Genomic DNA, 12,750 nt, shown 5'->3' with positions numbered 1-12,750 from the left:
GGCTTCGGCGAATCGGACTCATGACCAGCTTCAGTTCTCTACCGCCCTTCGACCATGGCGCCGCGCTTCGCGTCCCGCCGCCCGGGGATTCAACCAATTGGCGCAATCTATTGATGTGGTTGGGCGATGACGCGCGCACCCTGGAGCACGCGGAGGCGATTCAGGTGCGCACCCCGCAGGGCGAGGTGATCGCCCACTGTGGGGACTGGATCGTGCTGTCGGTGACGGGTGCGTTCCATGTCACCCGGACAGGCGACCGGATCTGCGACGCCTGAGCTTTACGCCGCCGCGATCGCCGCCAGCAGCCGCTCGACCAGGTCTTTGCGACAGACCAGCAGGTCCGGCAGGTAGGGGTCCTGGCGGTTATAGATCAGCGGGGATCCGTCGATGCGGCTGACATGCAGGCCCGCGGCCTGGGCGACGCCGACAGGGGCGCAGCTGTCCCACTCATACTGACCGCCGGAATGGATGTAGGCGTGGGCCTCGCCGCGGACGACGGCCATGGTCTTTGCGCCCGCCGAGCCCATGGGCACGAGTTCCGCCCCCATGGCCTTGGCGGCGGCCTCAGCTTGCACCGGTGGGCGTGTGCGGCTGACGACGAAGCGCAGAGGGTTGTCCAAGTGCGGCACGGCGGGCGGTGTTTCAGTGGAGAGCACGACGCCAAGTCCCGGCAGGGCGACGGCGCTGGCCGTGGGCAGTCCGTCTTCGGTCAGGGCGACGTGAACGGCCCAGTCGCCGCGGCCTTCCGAGAACTCCCGGGTCCCGTCGAGGGGATCAATGATCCAGACCCGGCGCTTGCCGAGGCGGGCCGGATCGGGGGCGGCCTCCTCCGACAGCAGGAAATCCTCAGGTCGCTGTTCGGCGAGGACCCGCAGGATGAAGGCGTTGGCCACGGCGTCGCCAGCCGCGCCCAACGGCTTGCCGTCGAGCAACGTGGAGCGCTGGATCGCCAGTAGGATCTCGCCCGCGGCCTCAGCCAGGCGGTGGGCGAGCGCGTGGTCCGACAGGATGTCGCTCACGCGCTGAGCACGCCGGCGTCGCGAAGGCGCGCGATGATCAGGTCGGCGGCCGCCTCCGGCTCCAGGGCCGTGGTGTCGATCCTCAGCTCAGGGGTCTCCGGCGCCTCATAGGGGCTGTCGATGCCGGTGAAGTGCTTGAGCTCTCCGGCGCGGGCCTTCTGGTAGAGGCCCTTCACGTCGCGCTGCTCGGCCACGGCGAGAGGCGTGTCGATAAAGGTCTCAAAGAACTCGCCCGCGGCCATCAGCTTGCGGGCCATGTCTCGCTCGGCGCGGAACGGCGAGATGAAGGAGACCAGCACGATCAGGCCGGCGTCGGTCATCAGCTTGGCGACCTCGGCGACGCGGCGGATGTTCTCGACGCGGTCGGCGTCGGTGAACCCTAGGTCGCGATTCAGGCCGTGGCGGACATTGTCGCCGTCCAACAGGTAGGTGTGCCGGCCTTCGGCGTGCAGCTTCTTCTCGACGATATTGGCGATCGCCGACTTGCCGGCGCCGGAAAGGCCGGTGAACCACAGGACCGCCGGCTTTTGCCGCTTGGCCTCGGCGCGGCTGGCGCGGGTGACGTCGAGGGCCTGCCAGTGGATGTTGTGGCTGCGGCGGAGCGCAAAGCGGATCATGCCCGCGCCGACCGTGCCATTGGTCATCCGGTCGATGAGGATGAAGCCGCCGGTGTCCTTGCCCTGGTCGTAAGGGTCAAAGGCGATGGGCTGGTCGACCGACAGGTTGCAGACGGCGATCTCGTTGAGCTCGAGGGTCTTACCGGCCAGATGTTCCAAGGTGTTGACGTTCACCTTGTACTTGATGTCGGTGACCTGGGCTGAGGTCAGCTTCGTACCGATCTTCAGCCAGTAGGGCCGGCCAGGAAGCAGGGGCTCGTCGGACATCCAGACCAGGGTGGTCTCGAACTGGTCGGCGACCTCGGGTGGGCTGTCGGCGGCGGCCAGGACGTCGCCCCGGGAGACGTCGATCTCGTCAGCGAGCGTGAGCGTCACTGATTGGCCGGCGACCGCCTCCGCCAGGTCGCCGTCCTTGGTGACGATGCGCGAGACGGTGGAGGTGCGCCCTGACGGCAGGACGCGCACGGCGTCGCCCGGCTTGACCGAGCCGGCGGCGATCAGGCCTGCGAAGCCGCGGAAATCGAGGTTTGGGCGGTTGACCCACTGGACGGGCAGGCGGAACGGCCGTTCGCGTTCGTCGTCGTCGATGTCGACGGTCTCGAGGAAAGGCAGGAGCGCGGGTCCCTGATACCAAGGGGCGGCGTCACTATGAGCGGTGATGTTGTCGCCGCGCAGGGCGGAGATCGGGATCGGGGTGTAGTCGGTCAGGCCGATCTTCTGGGCGAAGGCTTCATAGTCGGCCAGGATCTCGGCGAAGCGGTCCTGCGACCAGCCCACCAGGTCCATCTTGTTGATCGCCAGCACCACATGGCGGATGCCGAGCAGCTTCACGAGGTAGCTGTGGCGCCGCGTCTGGGTCAGTACGCCCTGCCGCGCGTCGATCAGGATGACGGCGGCGTCGGCGGTCGAGGCGCCGGTCACCATGTTGCGCGTATACTGTTCGTGGCCGGGGGTGTCGGCGACGATGAACTTGCGCTTGTCTGTCGAGAAGAAGCGGTAGGCGACGTCGATGGTGATGCCTTGCTCGCGCTCGGCGGCCAGGCCGTCGACCAGCAGGGCGAAGTCGATCTCGCCGCCTTGCGTGCCGACCTTCTTGGAGTCGGCCTCAAGCGCGGCCAGCTGGTCCTCGAAGATCATCTTGGAGTCGTAGAGCAGGCGGCCGATCAAGGTGGACTTGCCGTCGTCGACGGAGCCGCAGGTCAGGAACCGCAGCAGCGACTTGTGCTGGTGGGCCTCAAGGTAGGCGGTGATGTCGGTGGCGATGAGGTCGGAGACGTGAGCCATCAGAAGTAGCCTTCCCGCTTCTTCTTCTCCATCGAGGCGGCCTGATCGTGGTCGATCTTGCGACCCTGGCGCTCCGAGGTGGTGGTGAGAAGCATCTCCTGGATGATCTCGGGCAAGGTGGCGGCGGTGGACTCCACGGCGCCGCTCAAGGGGTAGCAGCCGAGCGTCCGGAAGCGGACCGACTTTTGCATCGGGACTTCGCCGGGCGCGAGCCGCATGCGGTCGTCATCGACCATGATCAGCGCGCCGTCGCGCTCGACCACCGGGCGCACCGCGGAGAAGTAGAGCGGCACGATGGGGATATTTTCCAGGTGGATGTATTGCCAGATGTCCAGCTCGGTCCAGTTGGAGATCGGGAAGACCCGGACGCTCTCGCCCTTGGCCTTGCGGGTGTTGTAGAGCCGCCAGAGCTCGGGCCGCTGGTTCTTGGGATCCCAGACGTGCTGGGCGGTGCGGAAGGAGAAGATGCGTTCCTTGGCGCGGGACTTCTCTTCGTCGCGACGGGCGCCGCCAAAGGCTGCGTCGAAGCCATATTTGTCGAGGGCCTGCTTCAGCCCCTCGGTCTTCCACATGTCGGTGTGCAGCGAGCCGTGGTCGAAGGGATTGATGCCCTTGGCCAGGGCTTCTGGGTTCTGGTGGACGAGGAGTTCGAAGCCGAGCTCGGCGGCCATGCGCTCGCGCATGGCGTACATGTCTTGGAACTTCCAGGTCGTGTCGACGTGCAGCAAAGGGAAGGGCGGCTTGGCTGGGAAAAAGGCCTTGGCGGCGAGGTGCAGCATCACCGCTGAGTCCTTGCCGACGGAATAGAGCATGACCGGGTTTTCGCACTCGGCGACGACCTCGCGCATGATGTGGATGCTTTCGGCCTCCAGACGTTGGAGGTGTGTCAGCCGGTCTGGGGTGACGCCAGCCTCGGCGGCCTTTGCGGGATCGACCATTAGATTCACTGAAAGGTTCCTGCCTCTTCCTGGCGCGCCAGGTTCGGACTGAGGGCGCTGGCGCCGCGCGAGAGATCGCGGCCATTCGTCCGCAGTTGGGCAGACTTATGTGAGCAGGGCGCCTGGGCGCGCAAGGCCAAAGCCGCCCACGGAAGCCCAATGAATCCTTCCCGGGGTCGTAGAAAATCTGGCCGGTTGGCACGAGCCGGACGTCAGACTGAGCCGGACGTCCCAGGCATGACCGGGACGGTCTCAGCGCCTTCCGGGACGTCGTCGGTCCAGCGGACCGAGCCTAGCGGGCGCTCCAGCCGGCGGTGCACGATGGGGGGCGCATCACCCACGTGGAAGGCGAGCGCTGCGCGATGCGCTTCGGCGTCCTCCTCGGTCGTGCGGGCGCGCAGACGGAGATAGTCGTGCCAGGTCGGCGAGGAATAGCGTTCGACCCAGAGTTCCGGATCGGCGAGGTCGCGCGACAGGGACCAGCCATAGGCGCCGTTGCGTTGGCGCAGCTGCCGGACAGCCTGCATTGTGCGGTAGAACTCGCGGGCCCGCTCGATATCGATGCGGTACTCGACGTCGATGGAGATCGGGCCGCTGCGGCCGGTCACGCCCAGGCGGATATCGGGGTCCGCCGGCGCCTCCAGCGCGTCGCCGTCGCGGCCCGTGATGGGGTCGAGGGTCAGCCACAGACCGACGACCGGCAACAGCGTCATCAGGCCGCCCGCGATGAGCAGGGCCGGCGTCAGCCCCCAGGCGCCGGCGACCAGGCCCCAGCACCAGGCCCCCAGCGCGTTGCCTGCGGCGTTGGCCGCCTGGAAGGTCGCAAGCGCGCGGCCCGAGACCCATCGCGGCGCGCTGGTTTGGACACTGACATTGAACACGGTGATCAGGCTCATCCACGAGGCGCCGGCGGCGATGAGGGCGGGCGCGGTGAATAGGGCTGAGTGGCTGGCGCCGATCACCGCCATGCTCAGGCCCAGCGTGACGCTGAAGACCCGCGCGCAGGTCTCCGCACTCATCCGGCGTCGGATTTCGCCGGCGCTGAAGGCTGCGGCGATGGCGCCGACGCCGAAGGCGCCCAGCATCAGGCCGAAGGTCTCAGCCTCCCCTTGCAGATTCTCACGCGCCACCAACGGCATGAGCGCCAAGATGCAGCCGCCGCAACCGGTGGTCAGGAAGGTGCGGATCACCGCCTTGCGGATACTCGGGGCGTGCCAGACGAAGCGTACGCCAGAGACGACCGCCCAGCCCAGCCGCTCCGGTGGCAGACGGGACGGTGTCTCGACCCTGTTCCACTTCCACAGGACATAGATCAGCGGCAGGTAGAACAGGGTGTTCAAGCCAAAGGCGGCGCCCGCGCCGGCGCCGGCTACGATCACGCCGCCTAGCGCAGGACCGAAGCTGCGGGCGATGTTGAAGCTGATCGAATTGAGCGCGATGGCTTGGGGCAGCAGGCGTGGATTGACCTGCTCGCGCACGGAGGCGGCCCACGACGGTGCGAAGATCGCGACCCCGAGCCCGATGGTGAAGGTGAAAATCAGCAGCACCGCTGGCGATAGGCCGCCGGCCATCGCGATGATCGTCAGGCAAGCGGAGCTGAAGAGGCAGAAGCCCAGGCCGATCAGGGCGACCTTGCGCCGGTCGTACATATCGGCGATCGCGCCGGAGGCTAGCGACAAGACCATGAAGGGCGCCATCTGAGCAGACTGGACAAGGGCGACCAGATCAGCCCGGCCTGTCAGTTCAGTCATGCTCCAGGCGGCGCCGACCCCTTGGATCAGGGCGCCGAAGTTGGAGAACAGGCTGGCGAACCAGATGCGGCGGAAGATCGCCTCGCGGAACGGGGCGGTCAGGCGGTCCGCCGGTTCACCGCCTTGCTCGGCGCCTGCTGGCGCGGTGGTCTCCGCCACGGTCCGTCCCTCCTAAGGACCGACGAGTTAGGCTGGGCGGCCGCCCCGTGCAATGGCGCTCAGATCTCCACGCACTGGAAGCGGCTGGCCAGTCCGCTGAGGTCGCCGGCGCGCAGGCAATCGGCGTCGAGGCAGCAGGCCGTGCGGCTGGCCTCGACCCAGGACGCCTGGTGCCACCACAGGCCTGCGCTCTCTTGGGCCTGCGGCTCGGGGACCGGCGCGTAGGCCTGTTTCGCCGCGCCAAAGGGCCCAAGTATCGCCGGCATATCCAGGGCCTCGCCGTTCTTGACGACCATGCGGACGTCCGCCGCGGCGGCGATGTCGACCAGGGGGTCGGCGTTGCACACGACGAGGTCGGCCAGCATGCCCGGCGCGATGACGCCCAGCGGCGCGTCGAGGAACTCGCCGGAGAAGCGCGTGGCGGTCAACAACGCCTCATAAGGGGTCATGCCGTATCGGACCATGGCTCGCAGGTTCATGTGGTGGCTGATCGCGTTGAAATCGATCGGCGAATCCGTCCCGGCGGTCACTCGCCCGCCGTTGCGCAGGATGGCCATGAGGTGCTGCACATTGCGTTCAAGGAAGGCCATGGTGACGCTGTTGTCGCTCTTGGCCAGGGCCTCGGCGCGGGCCGAGAGCCGTGCATATTCCCATGGCGGATAGAGCGCCTTGATACGTGCGTCGTCCACCAGCGAACGGTCTTCGCCGTACATCGCGCTCGACTGGAAGAGAGTCGGGGTGCGCCGGGCGCCGCTCTGGACGAAGACCGCCGCGACGTCCTGATAACTGTGGCCAGTGGCGGTGACGGTGCGCGAATAGCCCAGCCGACTGGTGGCGCCGATATGCTCCATCCCATCCTGGCCGAAGGACATGGCCGGGTAGTGATAGTGGCCGGTGACGGGCAGACCGTGCGCGTGCGCCCAGTCGATCAACTCCTTCTGGGCCGCCAACGGCAGGCGGACATAGCTCTTCATCAGGTCGTAGGAGAGGGCCGCGGCCCGTTCCAGCTCGAGCGCCATCTGGCCCGGTTCGCTCACCGGCCGCATGAAGTTGTAGAAGATGCGGTTGCCATCGATCGCTTCGCCCGTCGACCAATAGCGTGGGCCCACGCGGCGGCCGGAATCCAGCGCCTCGCGGTCCTCGACCATGTGATAGGCCGGCGATCCCGGCGAGCGAGTCGTCGTGACGCCCAACGACAGCCACAGCCGGCCGTCACGGTCGCCATAGGCGTAGCCGGCCATCTGCCGGTGGGCGTGGATCTCGACCATGCCGGGGATCACGGTGGCGTCGGCGGCGTCAATCAGCTTGGCGTCAGCCACCTTGACCGATCCGGCCGGGACAATCTCGGCGATCCGCGCGCCTTCGACGATGACGTCGACGTTGCGCTTCACATCGGGGCCAAGACCCTCCCAGAGCCCACCCGCGCGGAGGACCAGCCGGCCCTTGGGCCTCACGTTAGCCCAGGTCAGTCCATGGGCCACCGTGCGGGGCGCTCCGCCGGTGGTCGGGATCAGCCGTAGCTTGCCGGCGCTGAGATAGAGGACCTGCTTTCCGTCGGCGCTAAAGGTTGGGGCGTCGCTGACTTCATTGTTGATTGCGACCGGAGCCCCCATGAACTTGCCGGTGGCGTCGACGGCGACGACATGGAGGCGGCTGGCGAAGACGAAGACCATCTTCGTCCCGTCGACCGTCCAGACAGGCCCATCGTCGCCGCGCGTGCCCAGCGAGCGGTCTGGGAAGACCGGCTGGTAGGTCGCCACGCCTGTGGCGACATCCACCGTGAGGATTTCGCTCAGGCCTTCGCGGAAGCGGGCGGAATAGGGCTTGAAGGCGGCGTAGGCGATGGTCTTGCCGTCGGCGCTCCAGCTGGGCTTGCCGGGCTCCCAGAGGGACTGGAAGACGCGCGTTGTGGCGCCGGTCGCGACATCGACGCGAAACAGGCCACCCTGCTGGTCGAGGAAGGCGATTTGGGCGCCGTCCTTGGACCAGGCGGCCGACAGGGCGGCGTCGGCGCCATGGGTCAGCTGACGTTCGGCGCCTGTAGCCAGGTCGCGCAGCCAGATGTCGAGCTTGCCGCCGCGGTCTGTGGAATAGGCGAGGGTCTGGCCATCCGGCGACCAGGCGGGATCACAGACCCAAAAGCCGTCGTCGACGATCGCCTTCGCCCTTCCGCCCACGGGCAGGAGGTAGAGCGCATTGAGGCTGCGAAAAGCGATTTGGCGGCCGTCCGGCGAGAGCGCGGGGGAGCCGATGCCGATTACGGGCTTGGGCGTCGCGGAGTCGAAGTCCTTCCGCGCCTTGGGATAGCTGGGCCGTGTGACCGGGTTCTGGGCGGCGAAGGGGATCTTGGTGACCTTCCCGCCGGCGCGCCGACGGATCTGGCCGTCGGCCGTATAGAGCATGTCGCCGGACTTCAGCCAGCGCGGCTGGAACGGGAAGAGGTCCTCGCCTGCAAACAGGGCGCCGTCGGAGCCGCGGTACTCGGTCTTGCCGTTCTCGACGACGTGGAAGACGAGGCCGCCCTTCGGATCGAAGCAGGGGCTCTGCGCCAGGGTCGCGTTCATGAAATCGGGGTTATCAGCGAGGTTGGCCAGGACCGTCGGCGGCTGGCCCTTGGCGCAAACCTCGATCCGGGTGCGATCGACGGCGTAAACGATTCTTGCGCCATCTGGCGACCAGGCCGGCTGGCAGGCCTGGCCCTTCCCATTCGACCAGGGGCTGACGGCGCCGGTCGACAGGTCCAGCACATGGATGGCGTAGGATCCGCTGCGGTCCGAAGAGAAGGCGACCTTGGACCCGTCCGGCGAGACCCGCGGTTCGCGGCAGTCGAAGGCGCCGGTGGTCAGTTGGGCGATCCCGGAGCCGTCAGGGTTCATCCGCCAGATGTGAAAGTTACCGCTGCGGTAGGACTGGAAGACGATGGTCTTGCCGTCGGGCGTCCATTCCGGAAGGGCGGCATCGGCGAATTCGTCGGTCAGGCGCCGCGCCACGCCGCCGGAGATCGGCAGGGTCCAGAGAATGCCGTAGAGATCAAAGACGATGGTCCGTTCATCTGGCGATGGGGCGATGCAGATGTTCGTCCCCTCATAGGCGGTGACGTAGACGGGTCCGGCGGCGAGCGGGACATGACCCTCCGCCGCCGTCGGCGCAGGCGACTGAGCCATGCCGACGGCGGGGAGCATGGCCGAGGCGACCGCGGCCGTTCCGCCCAGCGACAGCAGCTTGCGGCGATCCACGCCCTTATTCGAACCGGTCATGCCAGCGCGTCTCCAACCCAAGTAAATACAGATATTTCAATATGATATCAGAAGGTGACGTTCATCTTGGCGTAGTAGAAGCCACCGCTGATTCCGTAGGGCGAATACTGGTTGTAGTAGGTGAAGGGGTTCGCCCCGCCGCGGTTGGCTGGCTTGACGATGTCGGGATAGACATCCGTCAGGTTGTTGGCGCCGATGGCCACCTTGACCTGATCGGTGACCTGATAGGAAAGCTCCACGTCGGCGATTCCCGCTGGGGCGATGACCTCGTCATTCGCGGGAAGCGTGCTGCGCTGAATGATCTTGCCGTAGCGGGTCACGCGCAGAAGGCCTGTGAAGGCGCCGCGGCTGTACTCGGCCGAGGCGATTTCCTTGTCCCTGGGCTGACCGCTGGTGAAGTCGCCCTGCCGCACGCGGTCGATGAGGGTGAACCCAAAGGCCGGCGGGATCACGCGGTCGAAACGGCTCTTGTTATAGTTGCCCGACAGGGTCCAGCGGACCGTGCCCCAGTCGCCGAAATCGGTGCGATAGTCCATGACCGCGTCGACGCCGCGCGTCGTGGTGTCGGCGGCGTTGGCGTAGAAGAAAACCGCCTGCTGGGGGTTGAGCTTGAGGCTTTCCAGGAGGTTGCTGATCTGCACGCTGGGGCCAAGGACGCCCGTCTGCAGGATCCGGTTCTTGATCTTGATCTGGTAGAGATCGACGGTGATGTTCATCCCCGGGATCGGCCGGGCGACGACGCCGACCGAGTAGCTGGTCGACTTCTCCGGCTCCAGGGGCTTGGCGCCCAGGGCGGCGGCGGCCGGGTTGTCTGGCGGCAGCAACTGCACGGGATAGAGCGTCGTCACAGTCGCTGGCGGCAGGATCACCCCGATGGTGCTGGACGAGCCATAGTGCTGCTGTTGCAGCGACGGGGCGCGGAAGCCGGTCGAGATTGTGCCGCGCAAAGCGTAGTTGGTGATTGGCTCCCAACGAACGGAGACCTTGCCGGTCTCGGTCGAGCCGAAGTCCGAGTAGTGCTCGTAGCGGCCGGCCACCGAGACATCGAGACCCTGGACGATCGACTGCTCGATGTTGGCGTAGAGGCTGTAGTTGTTGCGTTTGAAGACGCCCGCGGCGAAGGGCGAGAAGCCGCTGACGCCCTGCGAGCCGCCTTGCATGACCGCGCCCGCATTGGGCTGGCCCGGCGGCGGCGTGTAGGAGCCGATGACGTAGGATTCGGGCTGCCCGGCGATGATCTGGAACTCGTCCTTGCGGTATTCGGCGCCGACGGCGGCGAACAGCGGCTTGTAGAGGCCGACGTCGAACTCGCGGTTGATGTCGAGGTTGGACGTCCACTCCTTGAAGACCAGGGTGCCGGCATAGAAGTAGGTCGGACTGGCCGGGCCCAGCGAGGCGTTGAGCGAGTTTGTGTAGAAGGCGTTCTTGTTACGGCTGGGCGTTGTCGACAGGTCCCAGTTGAAGCCGCCGAGCTCGCCCTTGAGGCCGATCGCAAACTGGTAGTCACGGTCCTTCAGGAACAGGCGGGGAGAGTAGCCGTCCGGATAGACCTGGATGATGTTGTTGGACGCCAGCGGCGTGCGGTGGGTCAGCCAGGCCGCGGAGTTGCGGCTGGATAGCGTGCCGAAGCTATAGAGCTTGATGTCTTCCGTGACGGAGAAATCAGTATTGTAGCTGGCCACGTAGAGCTGTGATGATGGCGCGCCAGGATGGGCGGTGTGCCGGTCGCGACCGATGTCCGCAGGGTTCGGCTGACCGTTCACGAGCGGATAGTAGGGCGAGGTCGTGTTGGGCGAAGCGCCGCCACGATCAACCAGATTTGTGGTTTGGGCGTTGAACGTGACGTTGAACACGCCGCGGTCGGCGAGGTTAAAGCCGTAGTTTATCGAACCCTGCAGGGTCTCGCCGTCGCCCTTGCCGGTGGCGCCGGTCAAGACCTGGGCTGAGCCGCCGACCTGATCCTTCAGGATGATATTGACCACGCCGGCCAGGGCGTCGGAACCGTATTGCGCCGAGGCGCCGTCGCGCAGCACTTCGATCCGCGAGATACCTTGCGACGGAATGAGATCGAGGTCAGGCGGCGACTGGCCATTCTGGGTCGTGCCGTTCACGAACAGGATCGAGGTGTTGTGTCGCCGCTTGCCGTTGACCAGGACCAGGGTCTGGTCTCCGGCGAGGCCGCGGATCGACATGGTCTTGATGGCGAAGCTGGCGCCGGCGCCCGAGTTGGATGTGTTGGCTGAGGGCACCAGGGTTGAGATCAGGTCCCGGGTTGAGATCTTGCCGCTCTTCTCGAGCGCCGAAGATGACAATACGTCGATGGGCGCCAGGCTGGTTGTGACGGTGCGCGATGTCGACCGGGTGCCGGTGACGATCAATTCGTCGATGTCTGCGTCCTGCGCTTGGGCGGAGGCCGCTCCGAGCCAGGTGAAAGCGGATACGCCGGCGATCAGCCAGCCGCGATTTGAAGTCCCCATCTTGTCCCCACGCGTGTTGTCTTCGCCGCTCCTCCTGCTGCGCTCCGTCCCTAATGCCGCGCCAACGCATTGCCTGCGTTCACTGCGACCCCAGAGGGTCAGACTTCGAATGCCTCGGACAAGCCGCGCACCGCCCGATTGGGCAAGGTGGGCTCAGGCGCCGCCACGCCAGGCGGCTGGTGACGTGCGTTTGGGCGCCTGGATCATTTTGCGGCGAGCGCGTCGATGGCCGCCAGATGAGGGGCGGCTTCGTCCGGCGACAGGAATGATCCGGTGAAGCTGTTGCGGGCGAGGGTGAGGAGGTCAGCTTCGGTGAGACTGAGTGCGCGGGCGGTTTGTAGCCAGTTTTCGCCGACATAGCCGCCGAAGTAGGCCGGGTCGTCGGAGTTGATTGTCACCGTCAGGCCGAGGTCGAGCATGCGCTTGAGCGGATGGGCGCTCAGGTCGTTGACGACGCAGAGCTTGAGGTTGGAGAGTGGGCAGACGGTGAGAGTCATCCCGAGGTCGACGAGGCGGCGAACCAAGGCCTCGTCTTCCAGCGAGCGGTTGCCATGGTCGATTCGGTCGACCGCCAGGACGTCGAGGGCTTCCCAGACGTAGGCGGGGGGTCCTTCCTCGCCGGCGTGGCAGACGAGCCTGAGGCCGCGTTCGCGGGCCGCGGCGAAGACTCGGGCGAACTTTGCGGGTGGGTGACCGATTTCCGAGGAATCGAGACCCACCCCGCAGAGCCGGTCGAGGTAGGGCGTGGCTTCGTCGAGCGTGGCCAGCGCCTCGTCTTCTGACAGGTGGCGCAGGAAGCAGAGGATAAGCTTGGAGGTGACGCCCAGGTCGGCCTCGGCCTCAGCCATGGCGCTCAGCAGTCCATCGGCGACCACGGCGAACGGCACGCCGCGGGCGGTATGGGTCTGGGGGTCGAAGAATATCTCGGCGTGGCGCACTCCGTCGGCGGCGGCGCGGCGAAAATAGGCCATGGCCAGATCGTGGAAGTCCTGCTGGGTCAGCAGCACGGCCGCGCCCTGGTAGTAGATGTCGAGGAAGTCCTGAAGGTTGGAAAAGGCGTACGCCGCGCGGACTTCGTCCACCGAGCCGAAGGGCAAAGCGACGTTATTGCGTCGCGCGAGCTCGAACATCAGTTCAGGCTCGAGGCTGCCCTCGATGTGCAGATGGAGTTCAGCCTTGGGCAGGCCGGCGATGAAGGTTTCAAGGTCGCGCATGGCCGGAGCATCCGTCTAAGCGCGGCCTTCGACA

General features: G+C 66.4%; 8 protein-coding genes. 1 reads left to right on the top strand and 7 read right to left on the bottom strand.

Going from position 1 to position 12,750, the window contains the following annotated elements:
* Positions 1–20: 20 nt before the first annotated feature.
* Entirely contained in the window at positions 21–275 is a 255-nt protein-coding gene (locus BN1313_RS16405; RefSeq protein ID WP_141653170.1) for a hypothetical protein, read from the top strand.
* A 3-nt stretch (positions 276–278) separates the two neighbouring features.
* On the opposite strand, the gene BN1313_RS14830 is transcribed toward BN1313_RS16405, so the two are convergent.
* From BN1313_RS14830 to BN1313_RS14800, 7 genes are all read right to left on the bottom strand, one after another.
* Complete coding sequence (locus tag BN1313_RS14830; RefSeq protein ID WP_091743065.1) at positions 279–1,019, bottom strand: 3'(2'),5'-bisphosphate nucleotidase CysQ; 741 nt, start codon at positions 1,017–1,019, stop codon at positions 279–281.
* Complete coding sequence (gene cysN / locus BN1313_RS14825) at positions 1,016–2,920, bottom strand: sulfate adenylyltransferase subunit CysN (RefSeq protein ID WP_091743063.1); 1,905 nt, start codon at positions 2,918–2,920, stop codon at positions 1,016–1,018. Before cysN ends, BN1313_RS14830 begins: the two co-directional genes overlap by 4 nt.
* A complete protein-coding gene (cysD, locus tag BN1313_RS14820) occupies positions 2,920–3,858 on the bottom strand; it encodes a sulfate adenylyltransferase subunit CysD (protein ID WP_091743061.1) in 939 nt (312 codons plus the stop codon). Before cysD ends, cysN begins: the two co-directional genes overlap by 1 nt.
* A 212-nt stretch (positions 3,859–4,070) precedes the next feature.
* Positions 4,071–5,768, bottom strand: coding sequence for an MFS transporter (locus BN1313_RS14815; protein ID WP_091743059.1), 1,698 nt, complete (start codon positions 5,766–5,768; stop codon positions 4,071–4,073).
* A 59-nt stretch (positions 5,769–5,827) separates the two neighbouring features.
* A complete protein-coding gene (locus BN1313_RS14810) occupies positions 5,828–9,025 on the bottom strand; it encodes an amidohydrolase family protein (protein ID WP_091743057.1) in 3,198 nt (1,065 codons plus the stop codon).
* A gap of 47 nt (positions 9,026–9,072) precedes the next feature.
* Positions 9,073–11,502, bottom strand: coding sequence for a TonB-dependent receptor plug domain-containing protein (locus BN1313_RS14805; RefSeq protein WP_091743055.1), 2,430 nt, complete (start codon positions 11,500–11,502; stop codon positions 9,073–9,075).
* A gap of 203 nt (positions 11,503–11,705) precedes the next feature.
* Complete coding sequence (locus tag BN1313_RS14800) at positions 11,706–12,716, bottom strand: adenosine deaminase (protein WP_091743053.1); 1,011 nt, start codon at positions 12,714–12,716, stop codon at positions 11,706–11,708.
* Positions 12,717–12,750 lie beyond the last annotated feature (34 nt).

The organism is Phenylobacterium immobile (ATCC 35973) (genome assembly GCF_001375595.1).
In the GTDB taxonomy this organism is placed as follows: Bacteria; Pseudomonadota; Alphaproteobacteria; order Caulobacterales; family Caulobacteraceae; genus Phenylobacterium; species Phenylobacterium immobile.
Note: the sequence above shows the minus strand (reverse complement) of the source record. Positions and strands in the feature narration are given on the sequence as shown.